Here is a 23,178-nt window from a genome sequence, read left to right as displayed (position 1 = left end):
GACCTCACCAGAGGATGAGCAGTACCCCCAACAGACCCAGCAGTACACAGCAGAGCGTGACCGCCGCGACCGCCCGCGCCAGCCCGACCGGCTCCGGCCGGACCATCGCCCGGATCCGCCGCTGCGCCACCAGCAGCAACGCCAGCCAGCACAGCAGCCCCAGCGCCAGCCCCAGCGCGCCGGCGTCGTCGAGCCCGCGCTCGAAGGCCAGCCGGAACAGCAGCAGCGCGCACACGGTGCCCGAGAGCACGGTGCGCCGCCAGGCCAGCCGGGTGCGCTCCGGCGACGCGCCGTGGTCGGCCGGGGTGCTCACCGGCGGTAGAAGTCGATGAAGACTTCGACCAGCAGCGCCAGTGACCCGAGCGCGACCACGATCGCGAGCACCGCGGGGAACCGCGACGGCGGCAGCGGGCGGTTGTTGCGCATCGCGATCTCGCAGCGGATCCAGTGGTCGACGGCGCGCAGCGCGCAGCCCACGCCGAGCAGGATCAGCGCCACGCCGAGGACCTTCGTCATGTGCGGCACGGCCATCGGCGGCAGGAACTGGGCCACCACCAGCCCGCCGCCGATCATGGCCAGGCCGGTGCGGATCCAGGCGAGGAAGGTGCGCTCGTTGGCCAGCGAGAAGCGGTAGTCGGGAGTCTGCCCTGTTTCGTGAACTTCGCGCGGATCAAACCAGTTGCGCACCCTAGCCAGCACCTTCCTAGTATCAAGGCGATGACTTCTGAACTTGACACCGACGCCCTGCTGCGGGCGTACGACGAGCAGCTGCGCACCGAGATCCCCGACCCCCTGCCCGCCGGCATGGTCGTCGAATGGGACGGCCCGGTGGTCCGGATGAGCGGCCTCGACCGCGGCGGCTTCGTCACCTATCGCGACGTCTCCCAGCTGAACGGCCCCGAACTCGACGCGCTCATCGCGCGCCAGCGCGACCATTTCGCCGCCCGCGGCGAGGAGGTCGAGTGGAAGCTGCGCGGGCACGACCTGCCCGCCGACCTGCCGGAGCGGCTGGTGGTGGCCGGGTTCCAGCCCGACGAGCTGGAGACGGTGATCATCGGGCTGGCCGAGCCGCTGGCCCGTACACCGGTCCTGCCGGAGGGGGTGACGCTGCGCGAGGTGACCTCGCGGCGTGACCTGGAGCGGATCGGGGCGATGGAGGAGGCGGTCTGGAAGGAGGACCGCAGCCACCTGGTCCTCGGGCTGGAGAAGGAGCTGGCCGCCGACCCGCGGGTGCTGACAGTCGTGGTCGCCGAGGCGGGTGGCGAGGTGGTCTGCGCCGGGTGGATCCGGTACGAGAAGGGCACCGAGTTCGCCGGGTTGTGGGGCGGGTCGACGCTGGAGCAGTGGCGGGGGCGGGGCATCTACAAGGCGATGGTCGCGCACCGGGCGATCCGGGCAGTTGAGCGCGGGTTCAAGTACTTGCAGGTGGACGCGTCGGCGGACAGCCGGCCGATCCTGGAGCGGCTGGGCATGGTCGCGGTGACGACGACCACGCCGTACATCTGGCGGCCGTCCGTCGGATAGCGGCGACCGCCGCGCGCCTTTCATTGACGTTGGCCTATCACATCGACTTTCCGGCGATCGGAGTCGATGTGATAGGCCAACGTCTATGGCAAAACGGGCCCGCGACGGAGTCGGGCCCGCAGGGCGTGGTGGTCAGGTGTGGGCGGGGTGCCAGAGGTGGCGGATCGTGTCGCGGACGCAGTCGTCGCGTAGGCGGCCACAGGTGCACAGGTGCTCGTCGGGCTCAGGCTGCCGGTGGTGCTCCGCCTCGGGCGGCAGGCCCGGATCCGTGGTGGGGCGGCCCGGCAGGGGTGCGGTTTGCGTGGTCATGTCATGACACCTCCTGCTAGGCGTGACTCTACGGGATGGGCATCATGGCGGGGTGACCTCTGTCACTATTGGCGGCCGTCCTGGCGGGTAGAGGAGCAGGGGTCATAAATTACTCGTCAGTAACCTGCTTCGCGAATGGCTCGTCCTGGCGATCCGCCTGAAACGGCGGACCGCCGAGGACTCCCCACTCGCGCCGGGCCGGCAAAAGTGGCAACGTCCACAGCCGGTCTAGCTTGACCCGTGACGTGTCAGGAGACAGGCTCGCGGCGAGGGCATGAACGTCCGTTCAACTCAGGAGGGTCGTCAGAGCGCGATGAAGATCGTCGTACTTGTCAAGCAGGTGCCGGACTCCGGCGCCGAGCGCAACCTGCGCGCGGACGACAACACCGTCGACCGTGCCTCGGCCAACAACGTCATCAACGAGATGGACGAGTACGCCATCGAGGAGGCGCTGCGGCTGCAGGAGGCGCACGGCGGTGAGGTGACCGTGCTGACCATGGGGCCGGACCGGGCCACCGAGTCGATCCGCAAGGCGCTGTCCATGGGCCCCGACGCGGCCGTGCACGTCCTCGACGACGCCCTCGCCGGCACCGACGCGCTGGGCACCAGCAAGGTGCTCGCCGCCGCGATCAGCGAGCTGGCCCCCGACCTGGTCATCTCCGGCGCGGAGTCGACCGACGCCCGCGGCCAGGTCATGCCGCACATGCTGGCCGAGCGGCTGGGCTACGCGGCGCTGACCGGCGCGCGCAAGCTCACCGTCGAGGGCTCGCAGCTGACCGTCGAGCGCCAGACCGAGGAGGGGTACGAGGTCGTCACGGCCGCCACCCCCGCGATCGTGAGCGTGTGGGACACCATCAACGAGCCGCGCTACCCGTCCTTCAAGGGCATCATGGCCGCCAAGAAGAAGCCGGTGGCGACCAAGTCACTGGCCGACCTCGGTGTCGCCGCCGACCAGGTGGGCTGGGCGGGCGCCGCCACCACCGTGCTGTCGCACAGCAAGCGCCCGGCGCGCAGCGCCGGCCAGAAGGTCGCCGACTCCGGTGACGGCGGCGTCGCGCTGGTCGATTTCCTGTCCTCCGAGAAGTTCGTCTGAGAGGCCCGACAATGGCTGAGGTTCTGGTAGTCGTCGAGTCCTCCGGCGGCACGGTCAAGAAGGTCACGCTGGAGATGCTGACCCTGGCGCGCTCGCTCGGCGAGCCCGCCGCGGTGGTGCTGGGCCCGCCCGGCACGGCCGCCCCGCTCGTCGACAAGCTCGGCGAGTACGGCGCGACGAAGGTCTACGCGGCCGAGAGCGCCGAGATCGACGAGCACCTGGTCGCCCCCAAGGCCACCGCGCTCGCCCAGCTGGTCAAGTCGGTCTCCCCGGCGGCCGTGCTGATCGGCTCCACCCAGGAGGGCAAGGAGATCGCGGGCCGGCTCGCGGTCAAGCTGGACAACGGCGTGCTCACCGACGTGGTCGAGCTGGCCGCCGACGGCACCGCCACCCAGGTCGCCTTCGCGGGCTCGACCATCGTGAAGTCCAAGGTCACCAAGGGCCTGCCGCTGGTCACCGTACGGCCGAACTCGCTCACGCCCAGCCCCGCCGCGGCCGCGCCGTCGGTGGAGCAGGTCGAGGTGGCGCTGGCCGACTCCGACAAGCTGGCCGTGGTCACCAAGCGCGTCGCCGAGGCCAAGGGCGCCCGCCCGGAGCTGACCGAGGCGTCGATCGTCGTCTCCGGCGGCCGCGGTGTCGCGTCGGCGGAGAACTTCAAGATCATTGAGGAGCTGGCCGACCTGCTCGGCGCGGCCGTCGGCGCGTCGCGCGCGGCGACCGACTCCGGCTTCTACCCGCACGCGTTCCAGGTCGGGCAGACCGGCAAGACGGTGTCGCCGCAGCTGTACATCGCGGTCGGCATCTCGGGCGCGATCCAGCACCGGGCCGGCATGCAGACCTCGAAGACCATCGTCGCGGTGAACAAGGACACCGAGGCGCCGATCTTCGAGCTGGCCGACTTCGGCGTCGTGGGCGACCTCAACCAGGTCGTGCCGCAGGCCTCCGAGGAGATCCGCAAGCGCCGCTGACGGCGTACGCAGACATCGAAGGGCCCCGCGGTCACCGGCCGCCGGGGCCCTTCACCATGTCAGGGCTGGTGGGAAGGTCGAAGGGCCTTCACCGCGACGGATCGCGGGCACCCGGCCGGCCCCGGGCGGCACACTCCTGGGGTACGGGTAAGCACCGTTACGGCTAGGCTTGGCGGCGAGATGGCCTACCTTGATCATGCGGCGACCACGCCGATGCTGCCTGAGGCGCTGGACGCCTACGTCGCGACCGCGCGTGAGGTCGGCAACGCCTCGTCGTTGCACGGCCCGGGCCGCGCTGCCCGCCGCCTGGTGGAGGAGTCGCGGGAGCGCATCGCCGCGGTGCTGGGCGCCCGTCCGTCCGAAGTGATCTTCACGGGCGGCGGCACCGAGAGCGACAACCTCGCCGTCAAGGGCGTCTACTGGGCCCGCCGCCCGGCGGGCCGCACCAAGGTCCTGGTCGGCGCCGTCGAGCACCACGCGGTGCTGGACGCGGTGCACTGGCTGGGCGAGCACGAAGGCGCCGAGGTGGTCTCGCTGCCGGTCGACCACGAGGGCCGGGTGCGGCCGGAGGTGCTGGCCGAAGCGCTGGACGACAAGGCCGCGCTGGTCACCGTCATGTGGGCCAACAACGAGGTCGGCACCGTACAGCCGATCGCCGAGCTGGCCGCGCTCGCGGCCGCGCGCGGGGTGCCGCTGCACACCGACGCGGTGCAGGCCGTCGGCCAGGTGCCGGTGGACTACGCCGCCAGCGGCGTCGCCGCGCTCACCCTCACCGGGCACAAGCTGGGCGGCCCGCTCGGCGTCGGCGCGCTGGTGCTCGGCCGCGATGTCGCCTGCACCCCGCAGCTGCACGGCGGCGGCCAGGAGCGCGACGTACGCTCCGGCACGCTGGACGTGCCCGGGATCGTCTCCTTCGCCTGCGCCGTCGAGCACGCCGTCAAGCACCAGGAGCAGCACGCTCAGCGGCTCGCGGCGCTGCGCGACGAGCTGATCGAGTGGGTGCGCGCCGTGGTCCCCGACGCGATCCTCAACGGCGCACCGGCCGACGAGCCCGGTTCCCGGCTGCCCGGCAACGCGCACTTCAGCTTCCCCGGCTGCGAGGGCGACGCCCTCCTGCTGCTGCTCGACGCCCAGGACATCGCCGTCTCCACCGGCTCGGCCTGCTCGGCCGGCGTCGCCCAGCCCTCGCACGTACTCCTCCAGATGGGCGCCGACCCCCTGTCCGCCCGCTCCTCGCTGCGCTTCACCCTCGGCCACACCAGCACCCGCGCCGACCTCGACGCCCTCATCACGGCCCTGCCCCCCGCCGTCGACCGCGCCCGCCGCGCCGGCATGTCCCGCTGACCCCGCCCGCCGCACCGGCCGAGGAGGGTGGCGGGGCGGGTAGGCTGTCGGGGTGCGTGTGCTGGCGGCTATGTCTGGTGGGGTGGACTCGGCGGTGGCGGCTGCCCGGGCCGTGGCGGCCGGGCACGATGTCACCGGGGTGCATCTGGCGCTGTCGAAGAACGCCGCCACGCATCGGACCGGGGCGCGCGGGTGCTGCACCAAGGAGGACGCGCATGACGCGCGGCGGGCGGCTGACGTGCTCGGGATCCCCTTCTACGTGTGGGACATGGCTGAGCGCTTCCACGAGGACGTGATCGAGGACTTCGTCGCGGAGTACGCGGCGGGGCGCACGCCGAACCCGTGCCTGCGCTGCAACGAGAAGATCAAGTTTGCGGCGGTGCTGGACCGGGCGCTGGCCCTGGGCTTCGACGCGGTGGTCACCGGCCACCACGCGCGGCTGGGCGCCGACGGCCTGCTGCGCCGCAGCGTCGACCTCGCCAAGGACCAGTCGTACGTGCTGGCGGTGCTCAACTCCGAGCAGCTCGGCCACTCGATGTTCCCGCTCGGCGACTCGACCAAGGAGCAGGTGCGCGCCGAGGCGCACGCCCGCGGCCTGGCCGTCGCCGACAAGCCCGACTCGCACGACATCTGCTTCATCGCCGACGGCGACACCCAGGGCTTCCTGCGCAAGCACCTGGGCAGCGAGCCGGGCGACATCGTCGACGCCGGCACCGGCGAGGTGCTGGGCAAGCACGACGGCGCGTTCGCGTACACGGTGGGCCAGCGCAAGGGGCTGGCGCTGGGCCGGCCCGCGCCGGACGGCCGCCCGCGCTACGTGCTGTCGATCACGCCGGTCACCAACACGGTCACCGTAGGCCCCGCCGAGGCGCTGGAGGTCTCGCAGGTGGACGGCGAGCGCACGGTCTGGATCGCGGGACAGCCGCCGACCGGACCCGTCGAGTGCGAGGTGCAGCTGCGGGCGCACGGCCGCCCCGCCCCGGCCGTGGCCGAGCTCGACGGCTCCGTGCTGAGCGTGCGTCTGCGCCGCCCCGAGCGCGGCATCGCCGCAGGCCAGGCCGTCGTGGTCTACCGCCCCGACCCGGCCGGTGACATCGTGCTGGGCAGCGCGACCATCACCACCGCGTCATGAGCGGACGCGGTCACCGCGCGCTTCGCCCTGCTCCTTCCCGCACGGCGGCGGTGATCTTGCGTGAACTGTGGGGGCGACACGCCCGTAACGGGCAAACTCCCCACACTTCGCGCAAGATCGTCGCGATCTAGGTTTCCATGGCGAGCAGAACGAGGCCCCGGCATGAGCACGCCTGACGAGATCACCGACAAGCCCGCCGCGCCGCTGTGGCCGGCCGGGTCTGCGACGGGCATCGGGTCGGTGCCGGGCACCGACATCGCCGAGGCGGTCAAGTTCACCCTCGGCGAGCTGCCGGATCTGCCGTACCTGCCGGAGCTGCCCGCGCGCGGCCCCGGCGCGGACATGATCGGGCGGAGCGCCGGGCTGCTGGTCGAGCTGCCGGTGGAGATCTACACGGGCCGGTGGCGGGTCGCGGCGAGTCCGGGCCGGGAGCTCCGCCGGGCGTACGACCTGCGTGAGCGCGACCTCGACCAGCTCACCGAGCAGGCCGACGGGTTCACCGGGACGTTGAAGGTGCAGTCGGCCGGCCCGTGGACGCTGGCCGCCAACATCGAGCTGGCCCTGGGCGAGGCCCTGGTCTCCGACCACGGCGCGGCCCGTGACCTGGCGGAATCGCTTGCCGAAGGGCTCAAGGCGCACGTCGCGGACGTGCAGCGGCGGGTGCCGGGTGCGCAGGTGCTGCTCCAGCTCGACGAGCCGTCGCTGCCCGCGGTGCTGGCCGGGCGGGTGCGCACCGCCAGCACGCTGCACACGTACCGCTCGGTGGCCCCGTCGACCGTCCGGGACACGCTCGCCTCGGTGATCGGAGCGGCCGGGGTGCCGGTGATCGTGCACTGCTGCGCGCCCGACACACCGCTGGCGCTGCTGCGGGAGGCCGGGGCGGCCGCGCTCGCGCTGGATCTGGACCTGGTCGGCGCCGGTGCGGAGAAGCTCGACGCGATCGGCGAGATGATCGACGCCGGGCTCGGCCTGCTCGCGGGCGTGGCGCGTACGACGCCACCGGGCAATGGCACGCGCCCGAACGGCGCGGCGCTGGCCGAGCGGGTCAAGCGGCTGTGGCGGGACCTGGGGTTCGCCGACGAGCTGCTGGCGCAGCGGGTGGTGGTGACGCCGTCGTGCGGCCTGGCCAGGGCGACGCCCGCCTACGCCCAGGCGGTGCTGAAGGCGTGCCGCGAAGCCGGCCGGCGGCTGGTCGAGCAGTGACGGCGCCCAGCTGCGGTCGGCGGTAGCCGCGTCCTTGGCTAGGCCGGGGTGCGGTGGCGCAGGAGGCCGAACGCGCGGGTGAGTGCGGCGGGGTCGCCGGTGGTGGTGAGCGCGCCGGACGCGGCGGCCTCGGTCGGGTCGAGCGTGCCGCGGGTCAGCGCGTCGAAGGTGGCCAGGTCGCAGGTCACCACGAGGTCGGCCGGGATCGGGGCGGGGCCGGATCTGGCGTGCACGCCGCCGTCGGCGCGGATGTGGAAGACCTCGTCGCCCACGTGGAACTGGTAGGTCGCGGGCGGTCCGGCGGCGTCCTCGGGCGGGCAGTGCTCGGCGAGGTAGAGCGCGATCAGCTCGGCCCGTGCGGTGCCGGGGTCGATCTCGTCGTCGAGCGGCAGTTCCGAACCCCAGGTGGCGAGTTCGATCAGCAGCGGGCGCAGCCGCTCGCCGTACGCGGTCAGTTCGTAGGCGCGCACGTCCGGGGCGGCCGGCAGCGCGCGCCGGACGACGACGCCGCTGCGTTCCAGCAGCTGGAGCCGTTCGGCCAGGCGGTTGGTGCCCATCGCGGGCAGCACGGTCAGCAGTTCCTTGAACCGCCGCGGCCCGAGCAGCAGCTCGCGCACGATGAGAAGGGTCCACCGCTCGCCGAGCACGTCGAGCGAGCGCGCGATCGGGCACACCTGGCCGTACATCCGCTTGGACATGGTTCGAGCATACCTTTCGCATGGCTGTCGCTATATGATTCGTATCTCAAGGCAATAGCTATATGTTTCGTATAGTGTCGCTGGTGAAGCCATACCCACCAGGAGGCGAACATGAAGATCAATGGTTCCGTGGCCCTCGTGACCGGCGCCAACCGCGGCCTCGGCAAGGCGTTCACCGAGATGCTGCTCGCCCGCGGCGCGTCGAAGGTGTACGCCACCGCCCGCGACGCGGCGTCGATCACCGACCCGCGGGTCGTCCCGCTCCAGCTCGACGTCACCGACCCCGACTCGGTGGCGGCGGCCGCCAAGCAGGCCGGCGACGTACAGCTCCTGATCAACAACGCTGGCATCGCGACCGGGTCGGGCATCCTCGACGGCGAGGACGCGCTGCGCCGCGAGATGGAGACCAACTTCTACGGCCCGGTCCGCGTGTCCCGCGAGTTCGCGCCGATCCTGGCCGCCAACGGCGGCGGCGCGGTCGTCAACGTGCTCTCCGCGCTGTCCTGGTTCTCGCTGCCCACGACCGGGGGCTACTCGGCGTCGAAGTCCGCCGCCTGGGCCGCGACCAACGCGCTGCGGCTGGCGCTGCACGAGCAGGGAACCCTGGTGACCGGGGTGCACATCGGCTACATCGACACCGACATGGCCGCGCACGTCGACGGCCCGAAGGTCGCGCCGGAGGACGTGGTGGCGCAGGTTCTCGACGCGGTGGAGCAGGGACTGCCCGAGGTGCTCGCCGACGACGTGAGCCGGCAGCTCAAGTCCGGCCTGTCGGGCGACCTGCGGCAGCTGTACCCGGCCGTGGCCTGAGTCGTCGCCGAGCGGGCGGCCGGCGGGTCCGGCCGCCCGGGACTCCGTGCGGCCGCGGGTGGCGCGGGAGTGGCAGGATGCCGCGGGTGACGGTGATCGACGCGGCCAGCGGGTCGCTCTTCGGGTTGGCGTACGGCGACGCGCTGGGCAAGCCGACCGAGTTCCGCAAGTACGCCCAGATCGTGGCGGAGCACGGGCCGGGCGGTCCGCGGGAGCTGCCCGAACCCGCGCTCGTCACGGACGACACGCAGATGGCGCTCGCGGTGGCCTGGGCGCTGCGCGACGCCGCCGAGCCGACCGCCGCCGTGCTCGAACCGCTGCTGCGCGAACGTTTCCTGACCTGGGCGAAGAGCCCGGAGAACAACCGCGCCCCGGGTATGACCTGCCTGAACGCCTGCGCGAACCTGGCCGGCGGCTTGCGCTGGCAGGAGGCGACGGTGGCCGGGTCGAAGGGCTGCGGGGCGAACATGCGGGTCACCCCGGTCGGCCTGGTCGCCGCGTACGACCTGGACACCCTTGCCGGGGTGGCGCAGCTGCAGGCGGGGCTGACCCACGGGCACCCGACCGGGCTGGCCGCGGCGGAGCTGACCGCGCTGGCGGTGCGCCTGCTGCGCGACGGCCTCGACCTGGCCGACGTGCCCGGCGCGCTGCGGGACCGCTGCGCCGACCAGCGCACCGTGTACCGGGAGGACTGGCTCGGCGACCTGTGGCAGCGGCCGGGGGTGCTGGCGCCGGAGGAGTTCATGGCGCGTGGCTGGGACGAGTGCGCCGACGCGCTGGACCTGCTGCTCTCGGCGCTGGCCAGGCCGGACTCCGGTGGCGACGTGTGCCGCGAGACCGGCGAGGGCTGGATCGCGGAGGAGGCGCTGGCCACGGCGCTGCTGGCGGCCCTGCGCCACGCCGACGACCCGGTCGCCGCGCTCGGCCGGGCCGCTGCGACCGGCGGCGACTCGGACTCGATCGCCTGCCTGGCGGGCGCGTTCCACGGTGCGGCGGCGGGCATGGCGGCCTGGCCGGCCGCCTGGGCCGAGCGCATCGAGTACGCCGACCAGCTCGCCGCGCTCGGCACGGCCTGGGACTGACCCGAGATCCGTTTTCGTGGACGCCCGCCGCTGCTGGGGCGGCATCCAGCGTCCACGAAAACAGATCTTGGCCGGTCCGCAGGGCGGGGTCCGCGGTGTCGGGGGCGGCGGTTACCGTGCACGGGTGACCAGTGAGGTAACCGACAAGGTCCGGACACGGTACGCCGAGCTCGTGTCCAAGATCAATGACGCGCAGCACCGCTACTACGTCGACGACGCGCCGACGCTGTCGGACGCGGCCTACGACGAGCTGATGCACGAGCTCGAAGCGCTGGAGCTGGAGCGCCCCGAGCTGGTCTCGCAGGACTCGCCGACGCAGCGCGTCGGGGCGGGGGAGTGGCTCGGCTTCGCCAGCGTCGACCACGCCGAGCGCATGCTCAGCCTCGACAACGCGTTCAACGACGACCAGCTCGCCGCCTGGGCGGCCCGCGTCGAGAAGGACGCGGGCGCGCCGGTGCGCTACCTGTGCGAGCTGAAGATCGACGGCCTCGCGGTCAACCTCACCTACGAGAAGGGCCGGCTGACCCGGGGCGCGACCCGCGGCGACGGGCGCACCGGCGAGGACGTCACCGCCAACGTGCGCCGCATCGCGGGCATCCCGCACAAGCTGGCCGGCGACAACCCGCCCGACCTGGTCGAGGTCCGCGGTGAGATCTACTTCCCGGCGCAGGCCTTCGCCGATCTCAACGCGGCCCAGCTCGCGGCGGGCGAGCGCACCTACGTGAACCCGCGCAACGCCGCCTCCGGCTCGCTGCGCCAGAAGGACCCGGCGATCACCGCCAAGCGCGCCCTGCACCTGATCGTGCACGGCATCGGCGCCCGCACTGGCTTCGAGCCGACCAGCCAGTCCGACGCGTACGCACAGCTCAAGGCGTGGGGCCTGCCGACCAGCGAGCGCTGGCGGGTGGTGGATTCGCTGGACGAGGTGAAGGCGTACATCGCGAACTACGCCGCCCACCGGCACGACCTGGAACACGACATCGACGGTGTGGTGGTCAAGGTCGACGACGTCGCCGAGCAGGCCAAGCTCGGGGCGACCAGCCGCGCGCCGCGCTGGGCGATCGCGTTCAAGTACCCGCCGGAGGAGGTCAACACCAAGCTGCTCGGCATCGAGGTGAACGTCGGCCGCACCGGCCGGGTCACGCCGTACGCGGTGCTGGAGCCGGTGTTCGTCGGCGGCGTGACCGTCGCCAGCGCGACCCTGCACAACCAGCAGGAGGTGGCGCGCAAGGGCGTGCTGATCGGCGACACCGTGGTGATCCGCCGCGCGGGCGACGTGATCCCGGAGGTGCTCGGCCCGGTCGAGGCGCTGCGCGACGGCAGCGAGCACGCCTGGACCATGCCGGCGACCTGCCCGTCCTGCGGCACCAAGCTGGCCCCGGCCAAGGAGGCCGATGTCGACCTGCGCTGCCCGAACACCCGCTACTGCAAGGCGCAGCTGTCCGAGCGCATCATCTACATCGGCGGCCGGGACGGCTTCGACATCGAGGGCATGGGCGAGAAGGCAGCCCTGGCGCTGGTCAACGACGGCGTGCTGGCCGACGAGGGCGACCTGTTCAGCCTCGACGAGGCGCGGCTGGCGAAGTCGCCGTTCTTCCTGAAGAAGGACGGCACGCTGTCCACGAACGCGGGCAAGCTGCTGGCCAACCTGGAACTGGCCAAGACCAAGGAACTGTTCCGGGTGCTGACCTCGCTGTCCATCCGGCACACCGGTCCGACGGCGGCCCGCGCGCTGGCCAACCACTTCAACGCGCTGGATGCGATCGCGTCCGCCTCGCTGGAGCAGATGTCGGTGGTCGAGGACGTCGGCGGCACCATCGCCGAGGCGGTCCGCGAGTGGTTCGCCGAGGACTGGCACCGCGAGGTGGTCGAGAAGTGGCGCGCCGCGGGCGTGCTCATGGAGCAGGAGCCGGTCGCCGACACCGGGCCCAAGCCGCTGGACGGCCTGACCGTGGTGGTCACCGGAACGCTGGAGAACCACACCCGCGACGGGGCCGCCGACGCGCTGACCGCGCTCGGCGCGAAGGTGGCCGGTTCGGTGTCGAAGAAGACCAGCTTCGTGGTGGTCGGCGAGAACGCCGGGTCCAAGCTGGACAAGGCCCGCTCGCTGGGCGTGCCGACCCTCGACGAGGCGGGCTTCGCGGTGCTGCTGGGGCAGGGCCCGGAGGCGGCGAAGGCGTACGCGGACGCGAACCGCGAAAACGGGTAGACAGCCGGTCTAGCCTCGGCAGCGATGACTACTGAGAACGATCTCGAAATCCGCTCGCTGCGGGTGGGTGAGGAGCAGTTGTTCCTCGCCTACCCGCACCAGCCCGTGCCCGGTGTGGGCGTGGAGTCCCGCCGATCCTGGCCGGAGCTGCTCGCGACCGGGCAGTACCGTCCCGAGTGGAGCTGGGTGGCGCGCCGCGCCGGGCGCACCGTCGCCCGCTGCGCCTTCTGGGGCTTCCCGGAGGCGGCCGTGCCGTTCAGCCTCGACTGGCTGGAGCCGGGCGCCGAACCCGACCGCCGGGAGATCGGCGCGCTGCTGCTGGCGACGGCGCTGCGGGAGATGCGCACGGCGGAGGGCGCGCGGCCCGAGTACCACCTGTTCCTGCCACCGGGCTGGCGGGACGGCGACGTCGTGCGGGAGGCCGCCGAGGACCGGCTGGCCGCCGCGGCCGCCGCCGGCTATGAGCCGTTCGTCGAGCGGTTCAACTACCAGTGGACTCCCGCGGACGGGCTGCCGGCGCGGTCGATCCGGCTGGTCTTCCGCGAGGTCGGCGACGAGCAGGTGCTGGCGATCTGCCGGGCCTCGATCGAGGGCACCCTCGACGGGTACAGCGCCCGGGACGCCGCCCGGCACGGGCCGGACGAGGCCGCCCGCATCATGGTCGCCGACCTGGCCGGGCTGCCCGCGCCGCGCGAGTGGTGGCGGGCCGCGTACACCCCCGAAGGTGAGCTGGTCGGCCTGGTCGTGCCGTCCCGCAACCACACCCGCGCGGTGATCGGGTTCGTCGCCGTCGTGCCGGCGCAGCGCGGGCACGGCTACGCCGACGATCTGCTGGCCGAGGCGACGGCCCTGCTGGCCGAGCAGGGCGCGGAGGAGATCGGGGCGGACACCGATCTGGGCAACCGGCCGATGGCCGCGGCGTTCGCCCGAGCGGGTTACCGCAACACCGCCATCCGGGTGGTGCTGCAGTAGCGGCGCAGGGAGATATACGCAAGGTTGCATGAGTCTTACGTGGAGTGACGGAGGAAAGGGTCAAACAATCACATCTTCGTCACACGCGAACGCGCAGAGTGGTCTGGGGCGTTTTCGGGCTTAGAGTGAAATGACCAGCCGCGATCGGCGGGCGGCGCCGTCGTGCGTCAATCGGCCTCGGGAAGGTGTCCATGGCGGCCACACCCCAAGCACTGCAGGCACATCGCAATCGCGTGCCCGCGGAGCGACGGCGGAATTTCGGTGTGTACGTCATCGCCGTAACCGTGGCCGCAGCTGCCATCACTCTGCGTGACCTTGCCGAGCTGCCGAGTGTGCTCGAACATGTCAGCCTCGGCTTCTGGCTGCTGGCCGGGCTCGCCGTCGCGGGCGACGCGCTGCCGGTCACGCTGCCCGGCCGGTGGAACACGTCGGCCATCTATCCGTCGATCTGCTTCACGTTCGCCATAATGATCGACTCCGGGCTCGCCGCCGCGGTGGTGGTGCAGGGGCTGGCCGTGGCGGTGGCCTCGCTGCGGCTGCGGCACGCGCTGTGGCGGGCCGTGTTCAACCTCGGCCAGTACGCGCTGGCCTTCGGGTTCGCGTACGCGGTGCTGCACCTGTTCAGCGGCGACGCCCCGCCGGGGCTGCTCGCGCTGGCGGCCTCGGCGACCACCTGGTTCGCGGTGAAGTACCTGACCACGGCCACCGCGATCTGGCTGCGCGACGGCGGCGCGCTGCTGCCGATCATCATGGGCCCGCTGGCCAACGAGGCGCTGAGCACCGGCGCCCTGCTCATGCTGGGCCCGGTCATCGCCGCGCAGACCGAGGTCGCCCCCGAACTCGTGCTGGCGCTGATCCTGCCGCTGCTGGCGGTGCGGCGGCTGTCCATCATCACCGCCGAGCAGCGGCACCTGGCCAACATCGACACCTTGACCGGGCTCGCCAACCGCAAGGCGCTGATCGGCGAGGTGTCCGCCACCGTGGCCGGCCACGCGCAGCGCGCCGTGCAGGGCGACCCGCGCAGCCGCTTCGGCCTGCTGCTGCTCGACCTGGACCGGTTCAAGCACGTCAACGACTCGCTCGGGCACGAGGTGGGGGACCGGCTGCTGATCGCGGTCGGCGACCGGCTGGACCGGCTGGTGCGCGCCGGCGATCTGGTCGCGCGGCTGGGCGGCGACGAGTTCGCCGTCGTGGCCAAGCGCCTCGACAGCCCGGAGCAGGCACGCGAGCTGGCCGAGCAGATCGAGCAGGCGCTGTCGGCCCCGGTCGTGCTGGACGGGCTGCCGCTGGACGTCGGCGCCTCCATCGGCATCGCCGTCTACCCCGACCACGGCACCAACTTCGCCACCCTGCTGCGCCACGCCGACGTCGCCATGTACACCGCCAAGCACGACGGTGACGCCGTCGCCGTCTACAACCCCGACGCCGACCAGAACTCCCCGCAGCGGCTCAGCCTGCTCGCCGACCTGCGCACCATGCTCGGCCAGCCGGACCGGGGCGGGCTGCGGCTGTTCTACCAGCCCCAGGTCGAGATCACGACCGGCGAGGTGGTCGCCGTCGAGGCGCTGCTGCGCTGGCAGCACCCGACCCGCGGCCCGGTCAGCCCCGACGAGCTGATCCGGGTCGCCGAGCCGAGCTCGGTGATGCGGCTGCTGACGCGGTGGGTGCTCGAGGAGGCGGTGACCCAGCTCGCCAAGTGGTCCGCGGCGGGCCTGCAGGTGCGCATGGCGGTCAACGTCAGCGTGCGCGACCTGCACACCGGCGCGATCGTCGAGCAGATCGAGGAGCTGCTCCAGCGGTACGGCGTGGAGCCGTACCGGCTGCAGCTGGAGATCACCGAGAGCGCGCTGATGGCCGACCCGCACCGGGTGCTGGCCACGCTGACCCGGCTCCAGCTGCTCGGCGTCGGCATCGCCCTGGACGACTTCGGCACCGGCTACTCCTCGCTGCAGCACCTGCGCCGGCTGCCGCTGTCCGAGGTGAAGATCGACCGCTCGTTCGTGATGGCCATGGCCGACGACCCGGACGACCTGGTGATCGTGCGCTCCATCATCGAGCTGGCCGGGGCGCTCGGGCTGCGGGTGGTCGCCGAGGGCGTCGAGGACGAGCGCGCCTGGCGGCTGCTCCAGTCCGCCGGCTGCGAGGTCGCCCAGGGCTGGTTCTACGCCCGCCCGCTGCCCCCCGACGAACTCGCCGACTGGCTCGCCCGCACCACCCTGCCCGCCCGCAGCGCCTGAGCACCGCGTCGCGACCGCCGCGCCGTGCCGCCGCGCTGTGCCTTCCGCCGGCGCTGCACGCTGAAGGTGCACGCTGACCCGGCGTGACCGGTGTCGGCAGGTGGTCCGCGGGCCGTGGCTACATCTTTTTTGATGTGGCCACATCAAAAAAGATGTAGCCACGTGGCGAGGGACCGTCTCCCGGAGCCCTCCCGACCCGCTTGCGCGGTTCGCTGGGACAGGGGCGCTGCGAAACGCGCCACCGGTGACAAATAGACTCGCTACGGGCGCGGAGCGTGTGCCACCCTTCGCGCTGTCCGAGTTCGCCGCTACGTCTAGGGGGCAGTCATGGCCGCCATCTCCCGCGAAGAGGTCGCGCATCTCGCGCGCCTGTCGCGGCTCGCCGTCACCGAACAGGAGCTGGACCGCTTCGCCGGTCAGCTGGACGTGATCCTGCAGTCGGTGGCGCGGGTCGGTGAGGTCGCCGCGGACGACATCCCGCCGACGTCGCACTCGGTGCCGCTGGTCAACGTGCTGCGCGAGGACGTCGTCGTGCCCGGCCTGACCCGTGAAGAGGCGCTGTCGGGCGCGCCGGACTCCGCCGAGGACCGGTTCCGTGTGCCCCAGATCCTTGCGGATGAGGAGTGACCCCGATGAGTGATCTGATCAAGCTGACCGCGGCCGACCTGGCCGCGAAGATCGCCGCCGGGGACGTGTCCGCGGAGGAGGCCACCCGCGCCCACCTGGACCGCATCGCCGAGGTCGACGGCCGCGTGCACGCGTTCCTGCACGTCGACGACGCGGGTGCGGTCGAGGCCGCGCGGGCCGTCGACGCCAGGCGCGCCGCGGGCGAGAAGCTCGGGCCGCTGGCCGGCGTGCCGATCGCGATCAAGGACGTCATCGCGACCAAGGGCATCCCCACCACCGCCGCCTCGAAGATTCTCGAAGGCTGGCGGCCGCCGTACGACGCGACGGTGATGACCCGCATCCGCGAGGCGGGCATGGTCATGCTGGGCAAGACCAACATGGACGAGTTCGCGATGGGCTCGTCCACCGAGTACTCGGCCTACGGCCCGACGTACAACCCGTGGGACCTGACCCGTATCCCGGGCGGCTCCGGCGGCGGCTCGGCGGCGGCGGTCGCCGGGTACGAGGCCCCGCTGGCCATCGGCACCGACACCGGCGGCTCGATCCGCCAGCCCGGCGCGGTCACCGGCACCGTCGGCGCGAAGCCGACCTACGGCGGCACCTCGCGCTACGGCCTGATCGCGTTCTCGTCGTCGCTGGACACGCCCGGCCCGGTCGCGCGCACCGTGCTGGACACCGCGCTGCTGCACGAGGTGATCGCCGGGCACGACCCGCGCGACTCGACCTCGATCCCGCTGCCCGTGCCGGACGTCGTCGCCGCCGCCCGCCAGGGCGCGACCGGTGACCTGACCGGGGTGCGCGTCGGCCTGGTCAAGGAGTTCTCCGGCGAGGGCGCGGAGCCCGGCGTGATGGCCGTCTACCGCGACACCGTGGAGGCGCTGACCAAGCTGGGCGCCGAGGTCGTCGAGGTGTCCTGCCCGCACTTCCAGTACGCGCTGCCGGCGTACTACCTGATCGCGCCCAGCGAGTGCTCGTCGAACCTGGCCCGCTTCGACGCGGTGCGCTTCGGCCTGCGCGTCGGCGACGACGGCCGCAACTCGCTGGAGGACGTCATGTCGCTGACCCGCGAGGCGGGCTTCGGCGACGAGGTCAAGCGCCGCATCATCATCGGCACGTACGCGCTGTCGTCGGGTTACTACGACGCCTACTACGGCCAGGCACAGAAGGTGCGCACGCTGATCACGCGCGACTTCACCTCCGCGTTCGAGCAGGTCGACGTGCTGGTCTCGCCGACCACCCCGTTCACCGCGTTCGAGCTGGGCGCGCGCACCGCCGACCCGTACCAGATGTACCTGGCCGACCTGTACACCATTCCGACGAACCTGTACGGCGGCCCGGCCATCTCGGTGCCCGCCGGCCTGTCCGACGGGCTGCCGGTGGGTCTGCAGATCATGGCTCCGACCATGGCCGACGACCGGATGTACCGGATCGCCGCCGCGGTCGAGTCGACGGTGGGCACCTTCACCCCGCCCGCGCTCTGAGTTCCGACGAGAAAGCGGCGTTCCCGGGCGGGGACGCCGCTTTCTCGTTGCCTGAGGAGGTCAGCAGCAGGCGGGGGTCAGGAGGCGGCCCCCTTCAACCGGGGGTAGAGCAGGCCCGCGAGCACCGCGCCGAGCGCGCCGGAGACCGCGAACACCCAGATGTCGGACCAGTCCGACGCGCCGCCGGCCAGGGTCAGCGCGAGTTCCGGGCCGAAGGTGCGGGCGAGGTTGAGCGAGGCGCTGGTGACCGCCGCGATGGCGAGGGTGCCACCGGCGTACGCCAGGCCGAGGCTGATGCCGGAGCGCTCGCCGTCGCCGACCGCGAACATCACGCAGGCGATGACGAACACGGCCAGCGCCTCGGCGACGATCGCCGCGATCAGGCCCTTGCCGGAGCTCGCGGCCTCGGACAGGCGGTTCGCGCCGAGCCCGGCGGCGACGCCGTTCTCGCCGTAGCAGAGCCACATGAGCAGGCCGCCGACGAAGCCGCCGACCAGCTGCGCGGCGATGATCAGCGCGCCGCCGACCCAGTCCACGCTGCCGCGGACCGCGGCGGCGAGGGTGAGCCAGGGGTTGAAGTGGCCGCCGAAGATCCACGCGGCGGCGGCCGCGGCGATCATCAGGCCGACCGCGCCCGCGAGCAGCGGACCGCCGCCGACGAGCAGCGCACCCACGCCGAAGAAGACCAGTACTGCGGTGCCGAGCGCCTCGGCGGTGAGGCGGGACAGCGTTGCGGAACCCATCATGCACCTCCCTGTGCATCGATGAGGGGAAGAACGCGACGCGCTCACCGCCAGGCCCGGAAGATCTGCGTGTCCCGTTCTCAGGGTGCATTCAGGATCGGGGCGGCGGTGATCAGCGCACAGCGACGAATGAATGAATAAGGCCTCCACCGATCAGCTCATGTTGTGACGTACGCCACTCCTCTTGTCATGATCGATGGGTGGAGGGGCGGATAACCCGGTGTGAGCGGGGCCGGGCGGGCTACTAGGCTGGTGGTTGTTTTGTCCGGCGGCGTCTAGCACGCCCACGCCAAGCCTGGAGCGAGCAGATGAGCACCACCGTGCTGCCCACCTACGACGACGTCGTCTCCCGCTACGAGCCGGTCATCGGCCTGGAGACCCACGTCGAGCTGGGCACCGTCACCAAGATGTTCTGCGGCTGCCCGACCGACTTCGGCGGCGAGCCGAACACCCAGGTGTGCCCCGTCTGCCTGGGCCTGCCCGGCAGCCTCCCGGTGGCCAACCGCGCCGCGATCGAGGCGACCATCCGCATCGGGCTCGCCCTGAACTGCTCCATCGCGGCCTGGTGCCGTTTCGCCCGCAAGAACTACTTCTACCCGGACATGCCGAAGAACTTCCAGATCAGCCAGTACGACGAGCCGCTGTGCACCGACGGCTACCTCGACGTGGAGGTCGACGGCGAGCTGGTGCGCATCGGCATCGAGCGGGTGCACCTGGAGGAGGACACCGGCAAGACGCTGCACGTCGGCGGCGCGACCGGGCGCATTCACGGCGCGACCGAGTCGCTGGTCGACTACAACCGGGCCGGCATCCCGCTCGTCGAGATCGTCACCAAGCCGGTGCCGGGACTGGGCGCGCGGGCCCCCGAGATCGCCAAGGCGTACGTCGCCGAGCTGCGCGACATGATCCGCACCCTGGGCGTCTCCGACGTGCGGATGGAGCAGGGCTCGATGCGCTGCGACGTGAACACCTCGCTGAACCTGCCCGGCGCCGAGTGGGGCACCCGCACCGAGACCAAGAACGTCAACTCGCTGCGCAGCGTCGAGCGCGCGGTGCGCTCGGAGATGCTGCGCCAGGCCATGGTCCTCGACTCCGGCGGCACCATCACGCAGGAGACCCGGCACTTCCACGAGGACACCGGCGACACCACCTCGGGCCGGTCCAAGGAGACCGCGACCGACTACCGCTACTTCCCCGAGCCCGACCTGGTGCCGCTCGCGCCCGAGCAGGCCTGGGTGGAGCAGCTCAAGGCCGCCCTGCCGGAGCTGCCCCGCCAGCACCGGGCCCGCCTGAAGACCGAGTGGAACCTGTCCGACCTGGACATGCAGTCCATCCTCAACGCGGGCGCGGTCGAGCTGATCGAGCGCACCGTGGCCGCGGGCGCGTCGCCGGAGGCCGCCCGCAAGTGGTGGCTGGGCGAGCTGTCGCGCCGCGCCAACGCCGAGGGCGTCGAGCTGGAGGCCGTCGGCGCGACCCCCGCGCAGGTCGCCCAGCTGCAGACGCTGGTCGCGTCGGGCAAGCTCACCGACAAGCTGGCCCGCCAGGTGCTGGAAGGCGTGCTGGCCGGCGAGGGCGACCCGGAGCAGATCATGGCCGCCCGGGGCCTGGAGGTCGTCTCCGACACCGGCGCGCTGACCGCCGCCATCGACGAGGCCATCGCCGCCAACCCCGACGTCGCCGAGAAGATCCGCGGCGGCAACCAGGCCGCCGCGGGCGTCCTCATCGGCGCCGTCATGAAGACCACCAAGGGCCAGGCCGACGCCAAGACCGTCCGCGAACTGGTCCTCGCCCGCCTCGCCAGCTGAGGTAGTCCTCGGGGCGGCTGACCGTCGCACCCCGCTTTTGATAGACGTTGGCCTATCTCATTGAATTCGAGCCACGGATATTCGACGAGATAGGCCAACGTCTGTGCGAGGCGCGAGGCGCGAGGTGCGAGGCGGTGGTGCGGACCAGGGCGGGTTCGTGCGGGTCAGCGGGTGCGGGACGGGGTGGGGCGGGGCGGGGTGCCGGGGGCGGCTGCCTGGCCCGGGGGAGTGTCGTCGACGACGTGGCGGGACAGGGCCACCTCGGCCAGGCCGGTTCCGCCGACGGTGATGTCGTCGTACGCCATCAGCGCCCGGTTGTCGTCGAAGTAGAGCACCGACATCGCCAGCGGCGTGGGCGTCTCGCCCTCCAGCCCGCGCAGCCCGGCCCCGCCGCTGGAGCCCTGCACCATCAGCATGGTCTGGTCGTCGCCGAGCTTGCTGATCTCGCGGTGGTGCCGGTGCCCGGCCAGCACCAGCGGGGTGTACCCGGCCAGCGGCCCCGCCGACAGCGGATCGTGCACCAGTGCCAGGTCCACGACCTCGTCCCGCTGCTTGGCGATGGTGTCGGCGAGCCTGTCCCCGGCGTCCAGCACCCGTTCGACGGTCTGCTTCGAGTCGCCGGAGCCCGCCGGTTCCATGCCCTTGTCCGGGGTGAAGCGCGGGTCGCCGATGCCGGCGATGCTCAGCCCGGCCACCTTCACGACCTTGTTGTCCAGCACGATCGCGTTGGGCTGGGCGGCCACCGCGGCCTGGGTCACGGCCGAGTCGTGGTTGCCGCGCACGAAGACGTACGGCACCTTCAGCAGCGAGATCGACGCCACGAACGCCTTCTCCGGCTCGCTGCCCCAGTCGGTGATGTCGCCGGTGTCGACGACGACGTCGATGTGGAAGTTGTCCACCACGGTCCGGATCACGCCCCACGCGGCCGGGTTCAGGTGCAGGTCGGACACGTGCAGCACGCGCAGCGTGTTGTCCTCGGGGGAGTACACCGGCAGGTTCTGCACCGTGGCGTACAGGCTGCCGACGTTCTGCACCAGCTTCTGCAGCTGCGCGGCGTACTCGTCGTACCGGTCGGCGATGCGCTGCGCGTTGCCCAGCACCGACGGGGCGTTGGCCAGCAGGCCCTCGTACCGCGGCTCGCGCAGCGCGCCCGGGTTGAAGGTGCCGAACGCCGATCCGAACGCGGCCGCCATGATGGTCAGCGCGAGCCCGCCCGCCCACGCGACCCGGCGCATCTTCCGGTACACCAGCGCGGACAGCAGCATCGCGCCGAGCACCGCGACCGCCGTGGCGCGCAGCACCAGCCGGGTGACCCCGGCGCGCACGTCGTCGACGGCGGTGCGGCTGGCCGCGGTGATGCCCGCCGGGTCGGTGATCAGGGCCTCGGTGCGGGCGCGGTCGAGCGCGTCCAGCCGCACCATCAGCCGGGCGGGACCGTCGTGGCTGTCCAGTTGCAGGGAACCCAACGGCGGCAGGACCACCTCGGTGTCGCCGTACCACGACGGGGTGACCGCCATGGTGGAGCGGAACGGGCCCACGTCGACGCTGGTGCCCGCGGCCAGGTAGAGGCCGAGCGCGAGCCCGGTCAGCGACACGGCCAGCAGCCCGAGCCCGGAGCCGAGCCGCCGCCACGGCACCCGGCCGAACGCGTCCTTCACCCGCGCGGCACGCCCGCGCGGGGGCTCGCCGCCGGACCGGTCCACCCCGCTGCGGCTCAGCGGCCGTGCCCACCGCGGCAACCGAGTCATCGCCCCATCATGCCCCGGCTGTCACGCGCGAGCGAGCGTGACGGCAAGAATTCGATCATCGGATTCGACGGGTTCACCGCGGCCGTCGTGGTTGCTGGTGAGCACCCACACCGAGCCGTCGGGGGCGGTGTGCGCGTCGCGCAGGCGGCCGTACTCGCCGACCAGCGCCGCCGCCGGAGCCGCCCGCAGAGTGCCGTCGGCGCGTACCGGCACCAGCCACAGGCGCTCGCCGCGCAGGCACGCCGCGACCAGCACGTCTCCGGCCATCGCCGCGCCCGAGCAGGACGCCTCGTCGGTCGGCCACGCCACCACCGGATCGACGTACTGCCCCTCGCCTGCCGCGCCCTCGACCTCGGGCCAGCCGTAGTTCTTGCCCGGCTCGATGCGGTTGATCTCGTCCCAGGTGTTCTGGCCGAACTCGGTTGCCCACAGGTGGCCGCCCGAGTCCCAGGCGATGCCCTGCACGTTGCGGTGCCCGTACGACCAGACCAGCGTGCCGTACGGGTTGCCCGGCGCGGGTCTGCCGTCGGGCGTCATCCGCAGGATCTTCCCGCCGAGGCTCTTCAGGTCCTGCGAGTTGCCCCTGGTCGCGGCGTCGCCGGTGGTCGCGTAGAGGTAACCGTCCGGCCCGAACGCCAGCCGCCCGCCGTTGTGGATGCCCGAGATGGGGATGCCGGTGACGATCGGCTCCGGCCGCCCGCCGAGCTTCCAGCGCGCGACCCGGTTGTCGTCGGCTGCCGTGTAGTACAGGAAGACGGTCTTGTCCTGCGCGTACTGCGGCGACACCGCGATGCCGAGCAGGCCGCCCTCGCCACCGGAGTCGGCCTCGCGGATCATCCCTACCTCGGTGACGGTGAGCCGCCCGCCGGAGGAGCCCGGGCCCACCTGCACGACGCGCCGGGTGTCGCGCTCGGTCACCAGCGCGCCGCCGTCGGGCAGGAACGCCACGCCCCAGGGCGCGCGCAGGCCGGTGACCAGGGTCTTGACCTCGGCGGTACGCGGGCTGAAGGTCGCCGCCGCCGTCGACCCGGCCGACGGGACCGGTGGGGCCTGCGAGGCGATCGTGTCGGGCTGCTCGCTGCACCCGGCGGTGAAGGCGAACGCGGCCGCCGCCGCGATGATCCCGTTCCGTGCCCGGCGCGAAGACATGCGATCGAGCCTAGCTCCGTGGTCCGTGCTCAACTACTGCCTCG

At 72.3% G+C, this 23,178-nt stretch carries 21 protein-coding genes; 14 read left to right on the top strand and 7 right to left on the bottom strand.

The window, feature by feature from the left end; translation table 11 throughout:
• Positions 1 to 4: 4 nt before the first annotated feature.
• Both Cco03nite_RS19705 and Cco03nite_RS19700 read right to left on the bottom strand, forming a co-directional pair.
• Positions 5 to 313: a DUF202 domain-containing protein gene (locus tag Cco03nite_RS19705; RefSeq protein ID WP_203693610.1), complete on the bottom strand. Its 309-nt coding sequence runs from the start codon at positions 311 to 313 to the stop codon at positions 5 to 7.
• Positions 310 to 687, bottom strand: a complete 378-nt coding sequence (locus Cco03nite_RS19700; protein WP_373314277.1) for a YidH family protein — start codon at positions 685 to 687, stop codon at positions 310 to 312. The genes Cco03nite_RS19705 and Cco03nite_RS19700 overlap by 4 nt, the downstream gene beginning before the upstream one ends.
• A 30-nt stretch (positions 688 to 717) precedes the next feature.
• Between Cco03nite_RS19700 and Cco03nite_RS19695 the strand changes: the two genes are divergently transcribed.
• A complete protein-coding gene (locus Cco03nite_RS19695) occupies positions 718 to 1,524 on the top strand; it encodes a GNAT family N-acetyltransferase (RefSeq protein ID WP_203693608.1) in 807 nt (268 codons plus the stop codon).
• A 132-nt stretch (positions 1,525 to 1,656) separates the two neighbouring features.
• On the opposite strand, the gene Cco03nite_RS19690 is transcribed toward Cco03nite_RS19695, so the two are convergent.
• Positions 1,657 to 1,833 (bottom strand): hypothetical protein, encoded by a 177-nt coding sequence (locus Cco03nite_RS19690; RefSeq protein WP_203693607.1) that lies wholly within the window; start codon positions 1,831 to 1,833, stop codon positions 1,657 to 1,659.
• 313 nt (positions 1,834 to 2,146) lie between these two features.
• On the opposite strand from Cco03nite_RS19690, the gene Cco03nite_RS19685 reads away from it, so the two are divergent.
• The 5 genes from Cco03nite_RS19685 to Cco03nite_RS19665 all read left to right on the top strand — a co-directional run bounded on the left by Cco03nite_RS19685 (position 2,147) and on the right by Cco03nite_RS19665 (position 7,573).
• Entirely contained in the window at positions 2,147 to 2,926 is a 780-nt protein-coding gene (locus Cco03nite_RS19685) for an electron transfer flavoprotein subunit beta/FixA family protein (RefSeq protein ID WP_203693640.1), read from the top strand.
• 11 nt (positions 2,927 to 2,937) lie between these two features.
• The gene (locus Cco03nite_RS19680) at positions 2,938 to 3,894 is read left to right on the top strand and encodes an electron transfer flavoprotein subunit alpha/FixB family protein (protein ID WP_203693606.1); all 957 of its coding nucleotides are present in this window, start codon (positions 2,938 to 2,940) and stop codon (positions 3,892 to 3,894) included.
• Between the two features lie 180 nt (positions 3,895 to 4,074).
• The gene (locus tag Cco03nite_RS19675) at positions 4,075 to 5,238 is read left to right on the top strand and encodes a cysteine desulfurase family protein (RefSeq protein WP_203693605.1); all 1,164 of its coding nucleotides are present in this window, start codon (positions 4,075 to 4,077) and stop codon (positions 5,236 to 5,238) included.
• A gap of 52 nt (positions 5,239 to 5,290) precedes the next feature.
• Positions 5,291 to 6,370: a tRNA 2-thiouridine(34) synthase MnmA gene (mnmA, locus tag Cco03nite_RS19670; RefSeq protein WP_203693604.1), complete on the top strand. Its 1,080-nt coding sequence runs from the start codon at positions 5,291 to 5,293 to the stop codon at positions 6,368 to 6,370.
• Positions 6,371 to 6,550: 180 nt separating this feature from the next.
• Positions 6,551 to 7,573 (top strand): uroporphyrinogen decarboxylase/cobalamine-independent methonine synthase family protein, encoded by a 1,023-nt coding sequence (locus tag Cco03nite_RS19665; RefSeq protein ID WP_203693639.1) that lies wholly within the window; start codon positions 6,551 to 6,553, stop codon positions 7,571 to 7,573.
• Positions 7,574 to 7,611: 38 nt separating this feature from the next.
• On the opposite strand, the gene Cco03nite_RS19660 is transcribed toward Cco03nite_RS19665, so the two are convergent.
• Entirely contained in the window at positions 7,612 to 8,271 is a 660-nt protein-coding gene (locus Cco03nite_RS19660) for a winged helix-turn-helix transcriptional regulator (protein ID WP_203693603.1), read from the bottom strand.
• 111 nt (positions 8,272 to 8,382) lie between these two features.
• Here Cco03nite_RS19660 and Cco03nite_RS19655 point away from each other — a divergent pair, with 111 nt between their 5' ends.
• The 7 genes from Cco03nite_RS19655 to gatA all read left to right on the top strand — a co-directional run bounded on the left by Cco03nite_RS19655 (position 8,383) and on the right by gatA (position 17,689).
• Positions 8,383 to 9,081 (top strand): SDR family oxidoreductase, encoded by a 699-nt coding sequence (locus tag Cco03nite_RS19655; RefSeq protein WP_203693602.1) that lies wholly within the window; start codon positions 8,383 to 8,385, stop codon positions 9,079 to 9,081.
• A gap of 77 nt (positions 9,082 to 9,158) precedes the next feature.
• Positions 9,159 to 10,163, top strand: coding sequence for an ADP-ribosylglycohydrolase family protein (locus tag Cco03nite_RS19650; protein ID WP_203693601.1), 1,005 nt, complete (start codon positions 9,159 to 9,161; stop codon positions 10,161 to 10,163).
• 67 nt (positions 10,164 to 10,230) lie between these two features.
• The gene (gene ligA / locus Cco03nite_RS19645) at positions 10,231 to 12,372 is read left to right on the top strand and encodes an NAD-dependent DNA ligase LigA (RefSeq protein ID WP_373314276.1); all 2,142 of its coding nucleotides are present in this window, start codon (positions 10,231 to 10,233) and stop codon (positions 12,370 to 12,372) included.
• 24 nt (positions 12,373 to 12,396) lie between these two features.
• Positions 12,397 to 13,344 carry a GNAT family N-acetyltransferase gene (locus Cco03nite_RS19640; protein WP_203693599.1) on the top strand — a complete coding sequence of 316 codons (948 nt, stop codon included), beginning with the start codon at positions 12,397 to 12,399 and terminating at the stop codon, positions 13,342 to 13,344.
• 284 nt (positions 13,345 to 13,628) lie between these two features.
• Positions 13,629 to 15,581, top strand: coding sequence for a putative bifunctional diguanylate cyclase/phosphodiesterase (locus Cco03nite_RS19635; protein WP_239167494.1), 1,953 nt, complete (start codon positions 13,629 to 13,631; stop codon positions 15,579 to 15,581).
• A 327-nt stretch (positions 15,582 to 15,908) separates the two neighbouring features.
• Positions 15,909 to 16,208 carry an Asp-tRNA(Asn)/Glu-tRNA(Gln) amidotransferase subunit GatC gene (gene gatC, locus Cco03nite_RS19630; RefSeq protein ID WP_203693597.1) on the top strand — a complete coding sequence of 100 codons (300 nt, stop codon included), beginning with the start codon at positions 15,909 to 15,911 and terminating at the stop codon, positions 16,206 to 16,208.
• Between the two features lie 5 nt (positions 16,209 to 16,213).
• Complete coding sequence (gene gatA, locus Cco03nite_RS19625; protein WP_203693596.1) at positions 16,214 to 17,689, top strand: Asp-tRNA(Asn)/Glu-tRNA(Gln) amidotransferase subunit GatA; 1,476 nt, start codon at positions 16,214 to 16,216, stop codon at positions 17,687 to 17,689.
• 77 nt (positions 17,690 to 17,766) lie between these two features.
• Here the strand turns inward: gatA and Cco03nite_RS19620 are convergent, their stop codons facing one another.
• A complete protein-coding gene (locus tag Cco03nite_RS19620; RefSeq protein WP_203693595.1) occupies positions 17,767 to 18,432 on the bottom strand; it encodes an MIP/aquaporin family protein in 666 nt (221 codons plus the stop codon).
• Between the two features lie 308 nt (positions 18,433 to 18,740).
• Here Cco03nite_RS19620 and gatB point away from each other — a divergent pair, with 308 nt between their 5' ends.
• A complete protein-coding gene (gene gatB, locus Cco03nite_RS19615) occupies positions 18,741 to 20,237 on the top strand; it encodes an Asp-tRNA(Asn)/Glu-tRNA(Gln) amidotransferase subunit GatB (RefSeq protein WP_203693594.1) in 1,497 nt (498 codons plus the stop codon).
• Between the two features lie 164 nt (positions 20,238 to 20,401).
• Here the strand turns inward: gatB and Cco03nite_RS19610 are convergent, their stop codons facing one another.
• Positions 20,402 to 21,985 carry a metallophosphoesterase family protein gene (locus Cco03nite_RS19610; RefSeq protein ID WP_203693593.1) on the bottom strand — a complete coding sequence of 528 codons (1,584 nt, stop codon included), beginning with the start codon at positions 21,983 to 21,985 and terminating at the stop codon, positions 20,402 to 20,404.
• A 21-nt stretch (positions 21,986 to 22,006) separates the two neighbouring features.
• Positions 22,007 to 23,134 (bottom strand): PQQ-dependent sugar dehydrogenase, encoded by a 1,128-nt coding sequence (locus Cco03nite_RS19605; protein ID WP_203693592.1) that lies wholly within the window; start codon positions 23,132 to 23,134, stop codon positions 22,007 to 22,009.
• Between the last annotated feature and the right edge of the window lie 44 nt (positions 23,135 to 23,178).

It is taken from the genome of Catellatospora coxensis (assembly GCF_016862635.1).
Classification (GTDB): domain Bacteria; phylum Actinomycetota; class Actinomycetes; order Mycobacteriales; family Micromonosporaceae; genus Catellatospora; species Catellatospora coxensis.
The sequence above is the reverse complement of the archived record's forward strand: the minus strand, read 5'-3'. Positions and strand labels throughout refer to the sequence as shown.